Here is a 20465-nt window from a genome sequence, read left to right on the forward strand (position 1 = left end):
AAATTTTCGGGCTTTTAATATGACACCGGGTTCGTCCCTCGACGTGCCCGGTGTTTTATTCACTATAGAGGATGTTATGGTTACTATTCGTTTAGCTCGTCACGGCGCTAAAAAGCGTCCGTTCTACCAGGTTGTGGTTACAGACAGCCGTAATGCACGTAACGGTCGCTTCATTGAGCGCGTTGGTTTCTTTAACCCAATCGCTAATGAAAAAGAAGAAGGTGTACGCCTGAATCTGGATCGCATTGAGCACTGGGTTGGCCAGGGCGCAACTATTTCTGATCGCGTTTCTGCGCTGATCAAAGAAGCTAAGAAAGCAGCTTAATCTGTCACGGTGGTCATGATGAGCAAACAACTCGCCCCAAAGGTTCCTGTTAACCCCATCGTATTGGGTAAAATGGGCTCCTCTTATGGTATCCGTGGTTGGCTCAGAGTGTTTTCCTCCACCGAAGACGCTGAAAGCATTTTTGACTACCAACCTTGGTTTATCCAGCGTGGCGGTCAGTGGCAGTCTGTTCAGCTGGAAAGCTGGAAGACCCATAATCAGGATCTGATCATCAAGCTACAAGGTGTAGATGACAGAGATGCGGCGAATCTTCTGACCAATTGTGAAATTGTCGTCGATTCTGCGCAATTGCCCAGTCTTGAAGAAGGCGACTATTACTGGAAAGACCTTATGGGTTGCCAGGTTGTCACCACTGAAGGATATCAGCTCGGTAAAGTCATCGATATGATGGAAACCGGCTCCAATGACGTCATGGTCATTAAGGCAAACCTGAAAGATGCTTTTGGTATCAAGGAGCGGTTGGTTCCGTTCCTCGATGGGCAGGTTATCAAGAAAGTCGATCTCGCTACTCAGACCATTGAAGTAGATTGGGATCCTGGTTTTTAAACCTCCGAAATATAACGGTAATCGTTCGCATGATGGGGATTGGCTTGTGTTTATTGGTGTAGTTAGCCTGTTTCCTGAGATGTTTAGTGCAATTACTGATTACGGGGTAACTGGCCGGGCAGTAAAAAATGGCCTGCTCAACATTCAGTTCTGGAGTCCTCGTGACTTTACATACGACCGGCATCACACCGTGGACGACCGTCCATATGGTGGTGGCCCGGGAATGTTGATGATGGTGAACCCGTTGCGGGAAGCTATCCATGCAGCCAGATCTGTGGCAGGGGAAGGGGCTAAGGTTATCTACCTCTCACCTCAGGGGCGCAAGCTTGATCAAGCCGGCGTCAGTGAACTGGCAACGAATGAGAAGTTAATTCTGGTTTGTGGCCGTTACGAAGGGATTGATGAGCGCGTAATTCAGTCTGAAATTGATGAAGAATGGTCAATTGGTGATTACGTTCTTAGTGGTGGAGAGTTACCAGCAATGACGCTGATTGACTCAGTTTCCCGGTTTATACCCGGAGTTCTGGGGCATGCAGCATCAGCCAGCGAAGATTCGTTTGCTGACGGGTTGCTGGATTGTCCACACTACACCCGCCCTGAAGTGTTAGATGGCATGGAAGTACCGGCAGTATTGTTGTCAGGAAATCATGCAGAGATTCGCCGTTGGCGTCTGAAACAGTCACTGGGTCGCACCTGGCTTAGAAGACCTGAACTTCTGGAAAACCTGGCTCTGACTGAAGAGCAAGTAAGGTTGCTGGCAGAGTTCCAGCAGGAACATGTTAAAGCAACATAAACATGATGGGTATGGCTAAGGCCACCCAATACATCAGTTTACCCAGGATAAGAGATTAAATTATGAGCAACATTATTAAGCAACTTGAACAAGAGCAGATGAAACAGAACATACCTTCATTCCGTCCGGGTGATTCCGTGGAAGTAAAAGTATGGGTCGTTGAAGGTTCTAAAAAACGTCTGCAGGCATTTGAGGGCGTGGTTATCGCTATTCGTAACCGCGGTCTGCACTCTGCATTCACTGTTCGTAAAATTTCCAACGGCGAAGGTGTTGAGCGTGTATTCCAGACTCACTCACCAGTAATTGACAGCATTGCTGTCAAACGTCGCGGTGCTGTTCGTCAAGCTAAACTGTACTATCTGCGTGAGCGTACTGGTAAGTCTGCGCGTATCAAAGAGCGTCTGGGCGCATAAGACCAGCCTCACGCTGCATCCAAAGCGTGAAATAAAACAAAGGGTTAGCCAATGGCTAGCCCTTCTTTTATTTTTAATCGGAAATAGTTTCCTATAAACGTGATTTTCATTTTTGGGGTCTGTCTGTAATATATTTACAGAAAATACAAATCCTTATTTCCATTACTGGCAGTCAGTACATTGGTTTGTACTGCCCGGACGCCTGAATATCGAGCCAGACTCTGATTAGTATCGTGGATAATGCAGTTTACTGATCCGCTGACACTGCACACTATGAGCGATTGCCCACTCCCCGTTATTGTTGTTTGCCAGTCTATTTTGCTGAAAAAAAGGCGCTGGCATGAAGTACGACTGAAGCTGGAAAGAAATTTATTCATAATGGACTATATCCTAAACATTGGAGATCAAGCTTGTACGCTATCCAACTTTTAGGATACGCTCATTAATATGCGGATTTTTATTGTACAGTTGAGTTCGATCAATTTTCTTAATTCGGTACATCATGTATACTTGTCCTAAAGTGGGGTAAGAGTCTGCACGCCACACCCCTTTATGGATCTGAAAGGTATTAGATAGAAATATCAAGGAATATATGCCTCATTTAAATGATAAGTCATATAACGGCCTATTAAATCTTATGTAGTCATACACATACGTGAATGACATGCTGAATCTATAAGTTATTAATTGACAATGTGTGGGTTTGATGGAAATAAAAAACCATCTATCTCGCTTATGACATTTCCCCATTTTTTATATCTATACATGGAGTTGATATGATATTTCGTTCAGTTGCTATTTTATCTGTGGTTTTTTTAGCAGGGTGTTCGTCCAGTGCGATTAAAGGTCCTGCAACCAAATCCAGCCCGGCTCCTGCCATCAGTTATGCTCAAAATAATAGCCGTATTGTACCCGTCAATTCGGTGGTATCGAGCAATAACCCCTGTGTCGACCATTTCAATTTCCTGCGTCAGGCAGGTGACAGTAAATATCAGAAGTATTCCCGTGACTATATCCAGATCGGTGATGGTTATAACTTCCTGAATACCAATAAAAACATCATGAATGGTGATGCCAAGCGTGTTTATACCAATACGCTGGATATGAAGCTGAATACGCTGTGTTCAGAAGTTAACTACGCCGGATTCCAGGTTATTCAGCAAAAAATTAATGACCTAAGCAAAATCTAGAAATTCAAGCTTTAAAACTTAGACTGGGATGAAGAGAGATGATGTAGCCATTGTCTCTTGCTAAGTATTTTTATTTCAATGGAATGAGTGACTGTTATGTTCTCTAAATTGCGCTTGCGTAAGAGTATTGCCTACCTGCTTATCTGGCTACAATTGTTGACGCCGGGGTTATCATTGCTTCCTGTGATAGCCCGCGCCAGCGAACCTGCTGATATGCAAAGTACGATTCAGGGACTTAACGCACTCATTCTGAATGACGCGACACCGGCACAGACCTCACCTCAACCCAACGTGCCTAGTGTGTCCCCCAGTATTCAGTCAGATGCCACTGTACCCACGCGGGATTTTAGCGATTACTTTCATGTGCAAGCACCTGACCCGGTGTCCTCCCCTGCTGTCACCGGGCTGCCATCGCTTTCCTCGCCACAAGCATCATCTGCTGAGACTACGTCAGCCTTGCCACAAGGGGCTGGCAACGATGCTCAGGAACATAGACTTGCCTCAGGGGCCTCACAAATGGGCTCACTGTTATCCCAGGATAACACCACCGATGCCACAATTAATTATGCACGGAGCATCGGGGAAGGCCTGATTAATCAACAGGTTAATGAGTGGCTTAACCAGTACGGGAACGCCAAGGTATCACTGGGGAACCATAAAAACTTATCCGGTGACCTGCTGCTTCCCCTGGCTGAAACAGACCAGAGCCTGGTGTTCTCTCAGTTGGGGATGCGTACCAATCAAGACCGCAATACCGTTAACCTGGGGGTTGGCTACCGCCAGTATATTAATGACTGGATGCTGGGTATCAACGGTTTCTATGACTATGATTATACCGGGGAAAACAAACGTATCGGTGTCGGCACCGAGGCCTGGACGGACTATTTAAAACTGGCGGCCAACGGTTATCTCCGCCAGACCAACTGGCATCAGTCCAAACTTGGCAGCATGGAAGATTACGATGAGCGCCCTGCCAACGGCTTTGATTTGCGGGCGAATGCCTACCTGCCGTCCTGGCCAAATCTCGGCGGCAGTCTCAAGTATGAGCAGTATTTTGGCAAAGGCGTGTCGATGGCTGAAAGCGCCAGTCCGGACTCGCTCAAGGACAGCCCGGTGGTGGTCACCGCCGGGATTGATTATACACCGTTCCCGCTGATGACGCTCTCAGCCAAGCGTTCTGTTGGAGACTCCAACGCCACCAATGTCGGCGTGGATTTCACCTATCGCTTTGGCGTGCCCTGGTTGCGACAAATCGATCCCGATGCAGTTGGTCTGATGCGCAGCCTGGTGGGCAGCAAGTATGACTTTGTTGATCGTAACTACAACATCGTGATGCAGTACCGTAAACAGGAATTGATAACCATTTCGTTGCCTGCGACAACAACCGCCCAGGCAGCAGAGACCGTGCCGGTTACCCTGACGGTATCAAAAGCTAAATATGGGCTGAAAAGTGTCAGTTGGGACGTTGACCCGTTGCTGACCGCACGCGGCGGCCGTTATCAGCAGGTATCGCCCACTGAGCTGCGGGTGACACTGCCGGCCTATGTGTTTGGCCAGCGCGCCAGTGCAGCACAGAATTACACCATCAGCGCCATTGCCACCGATAATCACGGCAATCAGTCGAACACGGCAGAGACCGTCATCGGCGTGATTCCTTCTGAAAATACCGTCAGCAGCCTCACCATTTCTCCGGATGGCAGGGTCTTAACCGTCAACGCGAGCAGGGGATACACCATCACGGCACTTGTGACGGACGGCAAGGGGGCCCCGCTGGCCAGTCAGTCACTGACCTTCAGTGTGACCGGGCTGGTTGATGCCGCCGGGCGTCCGGGGACAACCCTCAGCCAGCCTGACGGCAGTCTGACCGACAGCCGTCAGATAACCCTCACCACTGGCGCTGACGGCAAAGCCTCGGCACTGTTGTTCAGCACGGTGGCCGGGCAGGGTACGGTGACGGCCACGATGGACAACGGTAACTCAAACTCGGGACGGGTCTCTTTCACTGCCGATGTTGCGACAGCGGAAGTGGCCACCCTGGTGGTGGTGGATGACAATGCGACAGCCGACGGGGAGGCCACGAACAGCGTCCTGATGACGGTTGAGGATAAATTCGGCAACCCGATTAGCGGGGCTGATGTGTATTTAACCGCCAGTAACGGGGCCCGGATAGCCTCCGTGGTCACCACGGATGAGCAGGGCCGTGCAACCGCGGGGCTGACGAATACGAAATCCGGCACGTCAACCGTCACGGCCTCGCTGAACGGCAGCCAGAAAGAGGCCTCCGTGACCTTCGGTGTAGGCCGGCCGGCACAGGACACGTCCAGTATCAGGACCGACAGGAGTGACTATACTGCGGGGGATGATATGACGGTGAGCGTGGTGCTGAGTGATGCACAGAATAACGCCATCACCGGACAGGCCGGGATGCTCACCAGTGGCGCGGTCACGGTCCCCCATGCCTCGGTCAAAGCGACGGGCGGCTGGACGGAGGATACACGATCCCCGGGGACTTACACCCGGCTGTATGTGGCAAACACCATGAGTGAAAACCAGACGGCGACGCTCAGTCTGACGGGCTGGAGCACGTCATCGAATCCATACAACATTATCGCCAATATCCGTCAGGCGGTAGTGGACAGCATCGAGGTGGTTGATAACAATGCCGAGGCCGATGGCACGGCCATGAACAGTGTCCGGGTGACGGTGAGGGATGACTACAACAACTTGGTGAACGGGGCGGTTGTATCGCTGTCAGCCGGCAATGGTGCACTGATTGCCGCCAGTGGGACAACCGGTCAGGAAGGAACGATCCTGGCCACCCTGACCAGTGACCGGGCGGGCATGTCAGAAGTGACCGCCTCCCTCAACGGCAGCAGCCAGAGTACCCGGGTAAGTTTTGGTGTAGGGCAGCCTGTCAGGGCCAGCTCAACAATTGCGACGGACAAGACGACCTATACCTCAGGCGGGGAAATACGGGTCACGGTGGTACTGAAAGATCAGAAACAGAATGCGGTAACCGGGCTGGACAGTGCCCGGCTGAATGGCATGGTCACCGTGCCCAATGCCGATGCAGGCACCGCGAACAACTGGGCCGAGACGGGGATCACGGGAAGCTATACCGGCACTTATGTGGCACGGCTTGCGGGGGAGAATTTAACCGCGATTCTGACCGTCTCTGATGGGGATAACCGATCCGCGGCCTACAGCATTGAGGCGGGAGCCCCGGTGCTGGTTAATTCCTCCATCACGCGCAACAGTGACAGTTACGTATCAGGGGACAATATCACGGTGACGGTAACGCTGAAGGACGGCAATACCACACCAAACCCGGTGAAGGGGCTGGACAGTGCCACACTTGCAGGCATGGTGAGCGTCGACAATGCAGAAGCCGTGTCGACCTCCGACTGGGCTGAGGCTGCAGATAATCCGGGCACATACACCGGGATTTATGTGGCGAAAACCGTCGGTACGGGGTTGAGGGCAACCCTGTCGATTGATGGGGCAGATAAAACCTCGGCGGTCTACGGGATCACCGCTGGTGCGGCGATCCCGGCTGGCTCAGGCATTGTCACTGATATGACCCGCTACACCGCCGGGGCGGAAATGGTGGTCACGGTGACACTGAGGGACGCACAGGGCAACGCGGTGACCGGTGAGGCAAGTGCACTGGAGGCGACCACCAAGGTGCCGAATACCACAGTGAAGTCCGCCAGCTGGAAAGACAACCATGACGGTAGTTACGAGCGTACCTACACAGCCAGTACCGTGGGATCCGATCTGAAAGCCTCATTGCAGTTGAGCAGCTGGAGTGCCGAGTCTCAGTCGGCGGCCTACGCCATCACCCAGGGGGCACCGGTACAGACGGGCGGCACCATCACCACCAATGCCACCACTTATGTGGCCGGGGCGGAGATGACCGTCACGGTGATCCTCAAGGATGCGGAAGGCAACGGCGTGACCGGCGCGGCAGACTCCCTGGCAGACACCACCACCGTGCAGCATGCCACCACGAATCCGGGCAGCAGCTGGACGGAAACAAGTGAGGGTAACTACGAGCGTACCTACACGGCGACGACCGTCGGCAGCGACCTGAAAGCCTCGCTGCAGCTGAACGGCTGGACCACGGCTTCCGAGTCGGCGGCCTACGCCATCACCCAGGGGGCACCGGTACAGACGGGCGGCACCATCGCCACCAATGCCACCAGTTATGTGGCCGGTGCGGACATGACGGTCACGGTGACCCTCAGGGATGCGCAGGGCAATGGCGTTGTTGGTGAGGTGAACGCAGTAGAGGCGGGCACCACCGTGCCGAGTGCCTCCGTGAAGTCAGGCAGCAGCTGGACGGACAACCTGGACGGGACCTACGAGCGTACTTATACGGCCACGACCGTCGGCAGCAACCTGAAAGCGTCGCTGCAGCTCTCTGCCTGGGATGCTGCTTCTGAGTCGGCGGCCTACGCCATTACTGCAAATAAGACTGAGACCCATATCGTCTTAAATTGGGTTAATAATGATAAGTTAGTGATAGCAAACAATAAGGATTTGAATGTTATTCAGGGCCAGATAACTGATAATTATGGGAATGTAATATCTGATGCCAGTATTAAGTTAACTTTACCGAGTGGTGTATCTTTGAGCTCTGGAGGTACAGTGGTAAGGTCTGATAGTAATGGTAATATTGATTTCTCAATATTCAGTAGTATTTCTGGTGAGGTCAGCATCACAGCAAAATCAACGGAGAGCAGTGATGCCTCTTCAACGGCTGTCGCTACTTATTTCTCACCTGAGACAATCGATCTTATAATTAATTTCACTAACTAAGCGTGATGAATGATCTTGCAGGGGAATCATATTTCCTCTGCAAGATATCAATGGGTTAATTGGTTTTAGTGAGGGTTAAGGCGGGGCTTTAACCCTTTTTAAAAGAGATGATATTAAAATGCGTAAATTTCACATACTCCCATTTTTGTGCCTCTATGCTTTTATTTCCCCAGCGGAGGCTCTGGCATATACATATACATGTACGAGTAGTTTTGAGCATCAAATAAAGTTAGATTCAACGTCCGAGGTTTACCCATCGGTTGGAACTGTTTATCCCATTGATTTTAGTAATCAAGGAAACTACTCTGCAACATGTGATGTGCCTACTAGTGGTCAGACTGAGAAAAAACCCACCCTTTATAAGGCAGTGTATGGGGGAGGGGAGCAAGCTGATAGTGATGGGTATATCACACTCAATGACTTTGTGAAGGTTAGGTCTTATATAAAAGTATATAATTCAGGAGATGTTCAGGTACCTTTTACTGATGTTTCAAATAAAGCCGCTGAAATACCTAAAGCATCAACGTCAGTAACATCGGGTTCTTCAGGGAAAGTTGAAATATTAATTAGAAAATCTATTTTGCAAGGGGTTATTCCGATACCTGAATTTTATGTTTATCTATATTCAAGGTATGAAGGGTATTCTGATGCGTATAATTCAGAACCTCTTTCCATTGTACATTTTAATGCATCCTCATTAGAGGTCGATAAAGTTTGTGACGTGTCTGGCTTACCGTTTAGTGAGTCTATAAAAAATCAATCATTAAGTGAGCTGGTCAATAATACCGATAGCATGGGCGTTGTTTCGTTTACTATCTCCTGTACTAAGGATGTATCTGAACTTGATTTGAATTTATCCTTTTCAGGTGAAGCATATAAATCTGATCCTCGATTTTTTAAATCAGATGTAAGTTCAATAGGTATTGGTCTATATAATGATAACGGTGAGTATACGTATGGTGAAAATGGATTCCCGCTATCACTCTCAAATAGTCAAGCAACCGTATCTTTTAAGATGGTGCCAGTGGCTCAGGATGAAAAAACTGAGGTTAACGCTGCAGTTAAGTTCAATATTCAGCCAGTCATTTATGGAAACAAATAACAATGTTATTTATATCCAGCTGCCTGCAGGACCGTTTCATTGTGGACGGTATTTTTGCTTATGTTCGGCTGGTATTCCTGATCTAAGCCCGGGAAACCAGGCATGCTGGAGTCGCCGCCGCCAATTTTAATATCAGGGCATGGCGACTCATTGACGAATCAACCAACAGCCTGATGAATCGCCCTGTTGCCAGATTAATTCGACTGGCTAGATAGCTCAGGGAACTGTCTGCCCTGGGTATGTTGCTCTGAACAGTCCAGCAGGAAAAACAATGCTGCAGATAACGGCTGCCGTGCCAGGCCTCGGTCATGCTTGGGGTTGAAACTTCACAGGTAATATGTGGGTGATAAATATTTATGGTTAAAGCCTGAGCGCCAGGCCGATGATAACATTATTCATGATCCAGCCAACAGTGGACAGGGTTAAAATTTCAGGGGCGTATCGTGCATGACTTCATTTCATGCCAGCCTGCCGCTTAAGAATATGGTGTGCGGTAATGACATGTTCATACAGGCTGTAATCAATAATGCATCTGCCTGAGTAGGTTGATTTTTTCTCAGATGGATCGTTGTGTGAGGAACATCTTTATGGCATGTTCCTCAACGTGGACTTCAGGACGTGGTTTTTCAAGTGGACAGGTTTATTCACAGGTTATTTAAATTTTTAAGATCATTCACTTCCATTTTCCTCCAGGGTATTCCCCCCTTCATTATTGAATAAAATGCCCTCAATAAGGGATATAAATATGGCCTGTCCTGGAGCTGGCTAAACACATCTTGCAGCTTTGCAGTTAAGCCAGTTTATAAAAAATTATCGTTCGCAAAGAACGCATCGGATAATAGTGGTCTCATTTCAGGAGGCCTGGAAGGTATATATCTTCATGTTGATTTCCATAACACCCGTTATTAATTAATCAAAAAACGCATTGCTATCAAAAGCCGATTCTTATTGAGTGTAACGTTTGGTTTACGATTTGGTTGTCTTTTACCCCGTTTTAATCTATTGACGCTTCTTTATGTAATGTTTTTTTTACGATTTGTGGATTGCATTCTTTACTTGTAGTGGTAAGGTGTACAGACGACACTATGAGTATAAAAATCGCAAACGAGTTATATAAAGGACGACAATCATGCAAAAAGATGCGCTGAATAATGTTCATATCTCCGATGAACAGATACTGATCACGCCAGAACAACTGAAAGCTGAATTTCCTCTGTCGGCGGAGCAAGAAGCGCAAATTGAGCTATCTCGGCAGACTATCTCTAATATCATCGCAGGTCGTGACCCGCGTTTATTAGTGGTTTGTGGACCTTGCTCAATCCATGATCCAGACTCTGCGATTGATTATGCTCGTCGTTTTAAAATACTTTCTGAGCAAGTTAGCGATAGTTTGTATCTTGTAATGCGCGTCTACTTTGAAAAACCTCGTACTACTGTTGGCTGGAAAGGACTAATTAACGATCCCCATATGGATGGTTCTTTCGATGTTGAGGCTGGCCTGAAAATTGCTCGCCACCTGTTGCTTGAGCTGGTTAACCTGGGATTACCATTAGCGACTGAAGCTCTTGATCCTAATAGCCCACAATACTTGGGGGATCTGTTCAGTTGGTCCGCAATCGGAGCCCGAACCACGGAGTCTCAGACTCACCGTGAAATGGCGTCAGGCTTATCGATGCCCGTTGGTTTTAAAAATGGGACCGATGGTAGCCTCGGTACTGCAATCAACGCGATGCGAGCAGCAGCAATGCCGCATCGTTTTGTTGGTATTAACCAGGCGGGGCAAGTTTGCTTGTTAAAAACGAAAGGCAACCCGGACGGGCATGTGATCTTACGTGGAGGCAAAGCACCTAACTACAGCCCGGAAGATGTAGCCAAGTGCGAACATGAGATGCAAAAAGCAGCACTCCGTCCTGCCTTAATGATAGATTGCAGCCATGGTAATTCAAACAAAGACTTCCGTCGCCAGTCTGGAGTTGCTGAGTCAGCTATTGCACAGATTAAAGACGGTAATCGCTCTATTATTGGTCTGATGATCGAGAGTAATATCTTTGAAGGTAACCAGTCATCTGAACAGCCACGTAGTGAAATGAAATACGGTGTATCTGTGACTGATGCTTGTATCGACTGGGAAACGACAGATAAGTTATTACGCGAGATCCATAACGATTTGAGTATGGTACTGGCACTACGTAAGGACTAAGAGGTTTTACTATGGCGCAGGAATTGACCGTATTACGCGATCAAATTGATGAGGTAGATAAAGCATTACTGGATTTATTGGCCAGGCGTTTGAACCTGGTGGCAGAAGTAGGTGAAGTCAAAAGTCGCTATGGTTTACCAATTTATGTTCCCGAACGTGAAGCTTCGATGCTGGCGTCACGTCGCAAAGAGGCACAGGCTTTAGGCGTGCCTCCTGATTTGATTGAAGATGTATTGCGTCGTGTGATGCGCGAATCCTACTCAAGTGAAAATGATAAAGGTTTTAAAACGCTTCGTCCTGAGTTACGTCCCGTAGTTATTGTCGGTGGAGGGGGACAGATGGGGCGTCTGTTTGAAAAAATGCTTACTTTATCGGGTTACCAAGTGCGTATCCTGGAAAAAGATGACTGGAATAATGCATCGGTATTGCTGGAAGATGCGGGCTTGGTTATGGTCAGTGTTCCCATTCATCTTACTGAGCAAACGATCGCCCGACTCCCCCCTTTGCCCGAGGATTGTATCCTCGTTGATGTAGCCTCAGTTAAAAATGGTCCATTACAGGCTATGCTGGCTGCTCATTCAGGGCCCGTGTTAGGTTTACACCCCATGTTTGGCCCTGATAGTGGTAGCCTGGCAAAACAGGTGGTTGTTTATTGTGATGGCCGACAGCCAGAAGCTTATCAATGGTTGCTGGAACAAATTCAGGTATGGGGAGCATTATTGCATCGAACCAGTGCCACAGAACATGACCAGAATATGGCCTTCATTCAGGCGCTACGTCATTTTGCTACTTTTGCTTATGGACTCCATTTGTCGAAAGAAAATGTACAGATTGAGCAATTGCTTGCTCTTTCATCTCCGATTTATAGACTTGAACTGGCGATGGTTGGGCGTCTGTTTGCCCAGGATCCGCAGCTCTATGCTGATATTATTATGTATTCAGACAGTAATATTGACCTGATTAAACGTTATTATCAGCGCTTCGGTGAAGCAATTAAATTGCTGGAAAGTGGCAATAAACAGCCGTTTATTGAAAGTTTCACCCAAGTAGCAGAGTGGTTTGGCGACTATGCGAAGCGTTTTCAGAACGAGAGCAGAGTATTGTTGCGTCAGGCAAATGATAGCCGCCAGTAGACCAGGCTTTTTCCGGATTATCCTGAAGAACGGGACATTATTTTGGTAAAAATAGGGACGTTCTGACAAAAATCTGTTTGTCGATTTTTTATTACGTACAACAGAAAAGGAAAACGTTGTTTCCTTTTCTGTTGGCAATGGCAGAACGCGGTCAGGTATTTCACTTCTCTTCCACGCGACTTATCCCACGATATTAAGCAGGCTCTACTGGCACGACATTTTCACTGGGATAGCTACCCAGAACTTTTAAAGAGCGGGTAATCAGTCTCAGTTCTTGTAACGCATTCTGTGTGGAAGCATCTTTCAGGTTAGCCTGAATATCCAGATAGAACATCTCTTCCCAGGGGTTACCATAGATAGGGCGGGATTCCAGTTTGCTCATAATCAAACCATGATTACGTAGTACCAGTAAGGCTTCAACCAGCGCACCGGCTTGCTGACCAGTGGCGATTAACAGTGTGGTCTTGGCCGGAACTTGGTCTGAAACATCAATAGCTTTTCGTGCCAGCACAATAAAGCGGGTAATATTTTGTGTCTGATTGGCAAGATTACGTTCTAACACTTGGAGGCCGTACAGGGCACCACCGGCTTCACTTCCCAGGGCGGCAACATGAGGTGACTGGCTTTCGGCTACCTTTTCCATAGCAGCAGACGTACTTTCGCAGTATTCAATTTTCCAGTTTGGATAACGATTAATAAACTGACTACATTGCTGGAACGGCTGTGGGTGACTATAGACGGTATGAATTTTTTCAATATCAGTGGGGGTTGAAACCAGTACACAGTGGTCGATCGGAATAGTCATCTCACCCACAATGGACAGGTGCGTGTTTTGCAGTAAGTCATAAACATCATTAATGGCACCAGAGCTGGTATTCTCAATAGGAACAACCGCTAAGTCAGCGAGCCCGGTTTCGACTTGCTCGAAGATATCCTGAAATTTAGCACACCCACTTTCGATAAATTGCTCAAAATGGCGAGCAGCATACTGGCGAGCGGCCAGATGCGAGTAAGAGCCTTTAGGCCCAAGGAAAGCGATACGCGCAGAGTGAGGATTTATTTTGTTAAGGTGTTGCTGGAGTAAGGCTTGTTGGGTGAGTACCGAATCTTCGATGACTAGCTGGAATAGACGCGTAATGTAGTGAGCATCGAGATGGTGTGTTTTCCCAACTGCTATCAGGTGTTCCAGAAGATCCCGCTCACGATCAATATCCCTGACAGGGCGATGAGTCGTAAGTTTTGCCCGGCCTACTTCAACAGCAAGTGAACGACGCTCTGCCAACAGAGTTAATAACTTTTCATCCAATGCGCTGATTTGGCTACGAAGGTTGAGCAACGGATTTATTTCGGTCATAACGCTACCTTTTCTCTGTCCATAAAAAAGCCTCCCGGCTGGGAGGCTTGTCTGTTCATCTTCGTATTCATTGTCATACGACGGAACGCCTCCTCATCAGGGAAACGTAAAAAAGAATGCGAAGAAAAACAGGTTAAGTTTCATTGTTGAATTTCCAGTGAAGTTCAGTGATTAAACTACCCGCTATGTTTTCATACTGTCAACAAAAAACGCGCTTTCCAGCGCGTTTATCTTATTTATGAAGAGGGAAGAACTTACTCTTCTTCAGCTTCTGTTTCCGCTTCAGCTAAAGATGCATCTTTCACTGAGCCTGATGCACGGCGAGCTTCACCTTTGTGTTGTAGTTTATTCAGTTGTCGCTCGAGCTTGTTAATTAGCTCATTGATAGCCGTATACATATCTTCGTGGTGGGCACTGGCGACCAGCTGGCCATTTGGCGTATTGATTGTTGCATCAGCAACAAAACCCTTCGGCTCTTTGGATAAAACAATATGCGGGTTAATAAGATGTGTTTGCCACTTATCCAGTTTCGCTAAACGTTCTTTGACGTGTTGCAGAATGGCTGGAGTAATTTCCATATGTTTACTGGTAATATTCATTGTCATAAAGTTACCTCTTATCTTTCCCGTCTTGGTCACTTCAGCATACCTGCTCTAAAGTCAAAAAGCGTGATTAAAGTCAAATATTTTTGTCGTTTTTTGTCAATACGTTCAGTTTGTGAAGCAGGGCATAATCTTTATGCCGTTTATCTGTCGCCATGACAGTTAATGAGCATAGTTGAAAACATTCAGTAATGCCTGTGTGCTGATTATTTCCGCAGTAATAAGTTATAAAATAATTTTAAAACAGCAGGTTAATCATTCATCACTTCACCATTTTGACACCAATATTTGGATCTCGGGGGGATGATGAACAATCTAAAAGGGTCTTTATCGTATTCAGGAACGAAGGGGGGCAATAAAGCTAAAAGTGAGTGGGCGAATTCGGATCAGCTTCAGGACTGTGATAGACTGCATCGCAGAAATCATCAACACCCGCCGCATATTGTGGCGGGTGTTGATGTTTAAACGTGCATGCCGGGACTGGCTTTATGTTTGTTTGCTATTCGCCGCGATAATTTTCGCAACTTTATCTGCTTCGTTTATCAGCTGCATCTGACGGTAAGCATTTTCCATTAACGGAAGAGCATCACGTGTGGCTTGAGTATCTGGATAGTCACGTAACATACCGTCGACACGATTAACAACCGCTACCCATGCACCGCGTTTGGTGTAAAATTGTGCAACAGCAAGCTGAAACTTCGCTAAACGGTCTTTTAAGAATAGCATGCGTTTAGCAGCATCAGGTGCATACTGGCTATTAGGATAGCTGCGAACCAATTTAGAGAAGTCATTAAAGGCATCACGTGCGTGTTGTGGATCTCTGTCGGAACGATCCACGCCAAAGAACCCCTGTAGCGCGCTATCGTCCAATGCCATGTCCGTCAGGCCACGCATATAGAGTACATAATCGATGTTCTGCTGGGTTGGGTTGAGGCGGATAAAGCGATCGATAGCGGCTTGAGCCAATCCGAGATCGGCATTTTTATAGTAAGCGTAGATAAGGTCTAGCTGCACTTGCTGAGAATACGGGCCGAACGGATAACGGTTATCCAGCGCTTCTAGTTGCGTTATCGCTGCTTTAAAGTTACCGTCCTGCAACTTTTGTTGGGCTGTCGCATAGATTTCAGAAGGCGGGCTATCAGGAACCTCATCCTTGGAACTGGAGCAACCAGCCAAAGCCAGGCTCAACGTGGCAGCTGCCACCAGATATTTCATGCGCGTCATGACGTTTGACTTTCCTAAGTAATGTTATTTCCGAGAGTCAGTGTTTCGGCTCCCGATAAAGACCAGCTACAATAGCACATTATATTAAACGGCATTAGCCGTAAAACCCAAGGTTAACGAAAGAAGCTGTCTATGGCACAACTAGTACAACTCTCAGCAACAGTATCAGAATCTCAACTGGGTCAACGCTTAGATCAAGCTTTGGCCGAAATGTTCCCGGATTATTCACGTTCTCGTATAAAAGAGTGGATTCTCGATAAAAGAGTCACCGTGAATGGGGTTGTCATCGACAAACCCAAAGAAAAAGTATTAGGTGGCGAGTGTGTCACTATTGATGCTGAAATTGAAGAGGAAATCCGCTGGGAACCTCAGGATATTCCTCTGAATATTGTTTATGAAGACGAAGATATCCTGGTAATTAATAAACCGCGCGATTTAGTCGTTCACCCTGGAGCCGGTAACCCAGATGGCACAATACTGAACGCATTGTTGCATTATTATCCACCGATTGTTGATGTTCCACGGGCAGGTATTGTTCACCGCCTGGATAAAGACACCACTGGCCTCATGGTGGTGGCAAAAACAGTACCAGCACAAACGCGTTTGGTTGAGTCTTTACAGCTGCGTGAAATTACGCGTGAATATGAAGCGGTTGCAATTGGACACATGACCGGAGGAGGCACAGTGGAGCAACCGATTAGTCGTCACCCGACCAAGCGCACCCATATGGCGGTACATCCGATGGGTAAACCCGCCGTAACTCACTATCGAATTATGGAACATTTCAGAATTCATACCCGCTTGCGTCTGCGTCTTGAAACCGGGCGTACTCACCAGATTCGTGTTCACATGGCCCATATTGACCATCCGTTAGTTGGAGACCAGCTGTATGGTGGACGTCCACGTCCACCAAAAGGTGCTTCAGACGCTTTTATTCAGGAACTGCGGAAGTTCGATCGCCAGGCTTTACATGCGACTATGCTGCGTCTTTATCACCCTGTCAGTGGCATCTTGATGGAATGGCATGCGCCTATTCCTCAGGATATGGTTGATCTTATTGATGCTATGCGTGAGGATGCGGAACTCTATAAAGATCAACTGGACTGGCTATGACAGAATTGATTATTCCCCATTGGCCCCTTCCTGAAGGGGCTGCGGCTTGCAGCTCTACACGTAAAGGTGGGGTGAGTATATCTCCTTATGACTCACTCAACCTTGGGGCCCATTGTGGGGATAATCCTGAACATGTGGCTGAAAATCGCCGATTATTGTCTGCCCAGGCAGACTTGCCATCTCCGCCTGTCTGGCTTGAGCAAGTTCATGGTAAAACAGTATTAAAGCTTGAGGGGAATCTCTCTCTTGGCAAACGAGCCGATGCTAGCTACAGCGACACTCCGGGTAACGTTTGTGCGGTTATGACGGCAGACTGTCTTCCGGTATTGTTTTGTAACGTGGCGGGAACAGAAGTGGCGGCTGCACATGCTGGCTGGCGCGGCTTATGTGCAGGTATCCTCGAAGAGACGGTGGCCTGCTTTCGTGACCAGCCTACTAACATTATGGCATGGCTCGGGCCGGCTATTGGTCCGGCGGCATTTGAAGTGGGCCCTGAAGTTCGTGATGCTTTTATGGTTAAAGATAAAAAAGCGGTCAGTGCTTTTCGCATTTCTGGTAAAAAATACTATGCTGATATTTACCAGCTTGCTCGTCAGCGCCTGGAGAATGCCGGGGTAACCCGGGTATATGGTGGCGGTCGTTGTACCTGGAGCGAGCCAGATGATTTCTTCTCTTATCGGCGCGAAGGAACAACGGGGCGAATGGCCAGTTTCATTTGGCTGAAATAGCCTCTTTATCCCTGCACTCGTCCCTGGTTTGTCGAGTCACGTATATTTTTAGGTCATAATCCTTGAATAAATGAGCTATGACCTCATTTACTCTCCAGTAGCAAATTTTACCTATTCTTTGGGAGGAATTATGCGTCTGGATCGCCTTACTAATAAATTCCAGCTTGCCTTAGCCGATGCCCAGTCCCTTGCCTTGGGTAACGACAATCAATTTATTGAACCGCTTCACCTGATGAGCGCTTTGCTCAAACAGGAAGGGGGATCGGTGCAACCTCTACTGACCTCCGCCGGGATTAATACCGGGCAAGTTCGTACGGCTATTGATCAGGCTTTAAGCCGTTTACCTCAAGTAGAAGGAACCGGGGGAGATGTTCAGCCCTCGCAGGATTTGGTCAGGGTACTGAACCTGTGCGACAAACTGGCACAAAAAAGAAATGATAATTTTATTTCGTCAGAGCTCTTTGTTCTCGCTGTTCTGGAATCTCGTGGCACTCTGACTGACCTGCTGAAATCAGCGGGAGCGACACTTGCAAATGTGACTGCTGCAATAGAGCAGATGCGTGGAGGCGAAAGCGTGAACGACCAGAGTGCTGAAGATCAACGTCAAGCATTAAAAAAATACACGGTGGATTTAACCGAACGCGCGGAGCAAGGAAAACTTGATCCGGTGATCGGCCGTGATGAAGAGATCCGCCGTACAATCCAGGTATTACAACGACGTACCAAAAATAACCCAGTACTGATCGGTGAGCCTGGTGTGGGTAAAACGGCCATCGTGGAAGGCCTGGCACAACGCATTATCAATGGTGAAGTTCCCGAAGGGCTAAAAGGCCGGCGGGTGCTGGCACTCGATATGGGAGCGTTGGTCGCAGGTGCTAAATACCGTGGTGAGTTTGAAGAACGTTTAAAAGGTGTTCTCAACGATCTTTCTAAACAGGAAGGTAACGTCATCCTGTTTATTGATGAATTGCATACCATGGTAGGGGCGGGTAAAGGTGACGGTGCAATGGATGCCGGTAATATGCTGAAGCCTGCATTGGCTCGCGGCGAATTACACTGCGTTGGAGCAACGACACTCGACGAATATCGTCAATACATAGAGAAAGATGCTGCGTTAGAGCGCCGGTTCCAGAAAGTGTTCGTCGCCGAACCATCGGTGGAGGATACCATTGCTATTTTACGTGGTCTGAAAGAGCGTTATGAGCTGCATCACCATGTACAAATTACCGATCCGGCAATTGTTGCAGCGGCCACCTTATCACATCGGTATATTGCCGACCGTCAGTTACCCGATAAGGCTATCGACTTGATAGATGAAGCCGCATCCAGCATTCGGATGCAGATTGACTCAAAACCTGAAGAACTCGATCGTCTGGACAGACGTATTATTCAGTTGAAGCTGGAACAGCAGGCATTGAGAAAAGAGTCAGATGAAGCCAGCCAAAAACGTTTGAGTATGCTGAATGAAGAGTTAGATCAAAAAGAACGTGACTATTCGGTACTTGAAGAGGAATGGAAAGCTGAGAAAGCTTCTTTGTCGGGTACTCAGACCATCAAAACGGAACTGGAGCAGGCGAAAATTGCCATTGACCAGGCGCGTCGCGTCGGTGACTTAGCCCGCATGTCTGAATTGCAATATGGTGAGATACCTGAGCTTGAGAAACAGCTCGCAGCGGCTACGCAGAATGAAGGCAAGTCAATGCGTTTGCTACGTAATCGCGTCACGGATGCTGAGATTGCTGAAGTCCTGGCTCGCTGGACGGGGATACCTGTGGCAAGAATGCTCGAAGGTGAGCGTGAGAAATTGCTACGCATGGAGCAGCAACTTCACGAGCGTGTAATTGGTCAGGATGAAGCAGTAGAAGCGGTATCGAATGCGATTCGTCGTAGTCGTGCGGGATTATCTGATCCTAACCGTCCAATAGGCTCTTTCCTGTTCCTGGGGCCGACTGGGGTAGGTAAGACAGAGTTATGTAAAGCGCTGGCTAACTTTATGTTCGACAGTGATGATGCCATGGTTCGTATTGATATGTCTGAGTTTATGGAAAAACACAGCGTCTCAAGACTCGTGGGTGCCCCTCCGGGTTATGTAGGCTATGAAGAAGGAGGGTATTTAACTGAAGCGGTTCGCCGCCGTCCTTATTCTGTCATTTTGTTAGATGAAGTAGAAAAAGCACACCCTGATGTGTTTAACATCTTACTGCAAGTTCTTGATGACGGCCGTTTAACAGATGGACAGGGGCGCACGGTCGATTTTCGTAACACAGTGGTAATAATGACCTCGAACCTTGGTTCAGATCTGATCCAGGAACGTTTTGGGGATTTAGATTATAGCCATATGAAAGATCTGGTCCTTAGCGTGGTGAACCAAAACTTTCGCCCGGAATTTATTAACCGTATTGATGAGGTTGTGGTCTTCCACCCATTGGGTGAGCGTCATATTGCGTCGATTGCGCAAATTCAGCTGCAACGCCTTTATCAGCGGCTGGAAGAGCGAGGCTATGATGTTGAGATAACTGATGATGCCTTGAAACTCTTGAGTGTTAATGGTTTTGACCCAGTATATGGTGCTCGCCCATTGAAACGAGCTATTCAGCAGCAAATTGAGAATCCATTAGCTCAGCAAATTCTTTCAGGGGAGCTTATCCCTGGAAAAACGATCAAGCTGTCAGTAAAAGATGACCAAATTGTTGCCGTCCAGTAATCACAACAGAGACCAAAAGAGCCGTTATCGGCTCTTTTGGTTCATCATTGACCGTAATCAGTCTATTTTTCACTCCCCCTGATGTAAAATTGTGCACTCAGTAACTTATTTTAAAATAAGGGTTGTCAGCTGAGAATAACTCCCTATAATGCGCCTCCACTGACACGGAACAACGGTTTACAAACCGCCGAGTGAG

Annotated in this window: 15 protein-coding genes, 1 pseudogene and 1 other annotated feature; of the genes and pseudogenes, 12 read left to right on the top strand and 4 right to left on the bottom strand. The window is 47.8% G+C overall.

The genetic code is table 11. The annotated features are described in order from the left end of the window. Positions 1–76 precede the first annotated feature (76 nt). The 9 genes and pseudogenes from rpsP to tyrA all read left to right on the top strand — a co-directional run bounded on the left by rpsP (position 77) and on the right by tyrA (position 12544). Entirely contained in the window at positions 77–325 is a 249-nt protein-coding gene (gene rpsP, locus JK154_RS14225; RefSeq protein WP_211993212.1) for a 30S ribosomal protein S16, read from the top strand. An 18-nt stretch (positions 326–343) separates the two neighbouring features. Then, positions 344–892 (top strand): ribosome maturation factor RimM, encoded by a 549-nt coding sequence (gene rimM / locus JK154_RS14230; protein WP_211993213.1) that lies wholly within the window; start codon positions 344–346, stop codon positions 890–892. 46 nt (positions 893–938) lie between these two features. Then, positions 939–1704 (top strand): annotated as a pseudogene (trmD, locus tag JK154_RS14235) (tRNA (guanosine(37)-N1)-methyltransferase TrmD). 43 nt (positions 1705–1747) lie between these two features. Further along, positions 1748–2098, top strand: coding sequence for a 50S ribosomal protein L19 (gene rplS / locus JK154_RS14240; protein ID WP_211993215.1), 351 nt, complete (start codon positions 1748–1750; stop codon positions 2096–2098). Between the two features lie 776 nt (positions 2099–2874). Further along, positions 2875–3288, top strand: a complete 414-nt coding sequence (locus tag JK154_RS14245; protein ID WP_211993216.1) for a hypothetical protein — start codon at positions 2875–2877, stop codon at positions 3286–3288. A gap of 96 nt (positions 3289–3384) precedes the next feature. After that, positions 3385–8109 carry an inverse autotransporter beta domain-containing protein gene (locus JK154_RS14250; protein WP_211993217.1) on the top strand — a complete coding sequence of 1575 codons (4725 nt, stop codon included), beginning with the start codon at positions 3385–3387 and terminating at the stop codon, positions 8107–8109. A 118-nt stretch (positions 8110–8227) separates the two neighbouring features. After that, positions 8228–9211 (top strand): hypothetical protein, encoded by a 984-nt coding sequence (locus JK154_RS14255; RefSeq protein WP_211993218.1) that lies wholly within the window; start codon positions 8228–8230, stop codon positions 9209–9211. A gap of 1129 nt (positions 9212–10340) precedes the next feature. Next, positions 10341–11411, top strand: a complete 1071-nt coding sequence (gene aroF / locus JK154_RS14260; protein ID WP_211993219.1) for a 3-deoxy-7-phosphoheptulonate synthase AroF — start codon at positions 10341–10343, stop codon at positions 11409–11411. A gap of 11 nt (positions 11412–11422) precedes the next feature. Next, the gene (gene tyrA / locus JK154_RS14265; RefSeq protein WP_211993220.1) at positions 11423–12544 is read left to right on the top strand and encodes a bifunctional chorismate mutase/prephenate dehydrogenase; all 1122 of its coding nucleotides are present in this window, start codon (positions 11423–11425) and stop codon (positions 12542–12544) included. 193 nt (positions 12545–12737) lie between these two features. Here the strand turns inward: tyrA and pheA are convergent, their stop codons facing one another. From pheA to bamD, 4 genes are all read right to left on the bottom strand, one after another. Beyond that, the gene (pheA, locus tag JK154_RS14270; RefSeq protein ID WP_211993221.1) at positions 12738–13898 is read right to left on the bottom strand and encodes a bifunctional chorismate mutase/prephenate dehydratase; all 1161 of its coding nucleotides are present in this window, start codon (positions 13896–13898) and stop codon (positions 12738–12740) included. A gap of 20 nt (positions 13899–13918) precedes the next feature. After that, positions 13919–14043, bottom strand: a sequence feature (Phe leader region). Next, on the bottom strand, positions 13995–14042 hold the full coding sequence (gene pheL, locus JK154_RS14275; RefSeq protein WP_211993236.1) for a pheA operon leader peptide PheL: 48 nt from the start codon (positions 14040–14042) through the stop codon (positions 13995–13997). It overlaps the preceding feature by 48 nt. Before the next feature lie 109 nt (positions 14044–14152). After that, entirely contained in the window at positions 14153–14503 is a 351-nt protein-coding gene (gene raiA, locus JK154_RS14280) for a ribosome-associated translation inhibitor RaiA (protein WP_211993222.1), read from the bottom strand. 483 nt (positions 14504–14986) lie between these two features. After that, entirely contained in the window at positions 14987–15724 is a 738-nt protein-coding gene (gene bamD, locus JK154_RS14285; protein ID WP_211993223.1) for an outer membrane protein assembly factor BamD, read from the bottom strand. A 132-nt stretch (positions 15725–15856) separates the two neighbouring features. Between bamD and rluD the strand changes: the two genes are divergently transcribed. The 3 genes from rluD (at position 15857) to clpB (ending at position 20269) form a co-directional block, all read left to right on the top strand. Continuing rightward, positions 15857–16837, top strand: coding sequence for a 23S rRNA pseudouridine(1911/1915/1917) synthase RluD (gene rluD / locus JK154_RS14290; protein ID WP_211993224.1), 981 nt, complete (start codon positions 15857–15859; stop codon positions 16835–16837). Next, positions 16834–17565, top strand: a complete 732-nt coding sequence (yfiH, locus tag JK154_RS14295) for a purine nucleoside phosphorylase YfiH (protein ID WP_211993225.1) — start codon at positions 16834–16836, stop codon at positions 17563–17565. Before rluD ends, yfiH begins: the two co-directional genes overlap by 4 nt. A 130-nt stretch (positions 17566–17695) precedes the next feature. Next, positions 17696–20269 (top strand): ATP-dependent chaperone ClpB, encoded by a 2574-nt coding sequence (gene clpB / locus JK154_RS14300; RefSeq protein ID WP_211993226.1) that lies wholly within the window; start codon positions 17696–17698, stop codon positions 20267–20269. Positions 20270–20465: the final 196 nt, after the last annotated feature.

This window comes from Citrobacter sp. JGM124 (genome assembly GCF_018257795.1).
Classification (GTDB): Bacteria; Pseudomonadota; Gammaproteobacteria; order Enterobacterales; family Enterobacteriaceae; genus JGM124.

Excerpts from the sequence above, each read along its gene's own strand:
- rluD (WP_211993224.1), top strand. The coding sequence starts at position 15,857 with ATGGCACAACTAGTACAACTCTCAGCAACAGTATCAGAATCTCAACTG.
- yfiH (WP_211993225.1), top strand. The coding sequence starts at position 16,834 with ATGACAGAATTGATTATTCCCCATTGGCCCCTTCCTGAAGGGGCTGCG.
- rpsP (WP_211993212.1), top strand. The coding sequence starts at position 77 with ATGGTTACTATTCGTTTAGCTCGTCACGGCGCTAAAAAGCGTCCGTTC.
- raiA (WP_211993222.1), bottom strand. The coding sequence starts at position 14,503 with ATGACAATGAATATTACCAGTAAACATATGGAAATTACTCCAGCCATT.
- bamD (WP_211993223.1), bottom strand. The coding sequence starts at position 15,724 with ATGACGCGCATGAAATATCTGGTGGCAGCTGCCACGTTGAGCCTGGCT.
- aroF (WP_211993219.1), top strand. The coding sequence starts at position 10,341 with ATGCAAAAAGATGCGCTGAATAATGTTCATATCTCCGATGAACAGATA.
- JK154_RS14250 (WP_211993217.1), top strand. The coding sequence starts at position 3,385 with ATGTTCTCTAAATTGCGCTTGCGTAAGAGTATTGCCTACCTGCTTATC.
- rimM (WP_211993213.1), top strand. The coding sequence starts at position 344 with ATGAGCAAACAACTCGCCCCAAAGGTTCCTGTTAACCCCATCGTATTG.
- clpB (WP_211993226.1), top strand. The coding sequence starts at position 17,696 with ATGCGTCTGGATCGCCTTACTAATAAATTCCAGCTTGCCTTAGCCGAT.
- rplS (WP_211993215.1), top strand. The coding sequence starts at position 1,748 with ATGAGCAACATTATTAAGCAACTTGAACAAGAGCAGATGAAACAGAAC.
- pheA (WP_211993221.1), bottom strand. The coding sequence starts at position 13,898 with ATGACCGAAATAAATCCGTTGCTCAACCTTCGTAGCCAAATCAGCGCA.
- tyrA (WP_211993220.1), top strand. The coding sequence starts at position 11,423 with ATGGCGCAGGAATTGACCGTATTACGCGATCAAATTGATGAGGTAGAT.
- JK154_RS14245 (WP_211993216.1), top strand. The coding sequence starts at position 2,875 with ATGATATTTCGTTCAGTTGCTATTTTATCTGTGGTTTTTTTAGCAGGG.
- JK154_RS14255 (WP_211993218.1), top strand. The coding sequence starts at position 8,228 with ATGCGTAAATTTCACATACTCCCATTTTTGTGCCTCTATGCTTTTATT.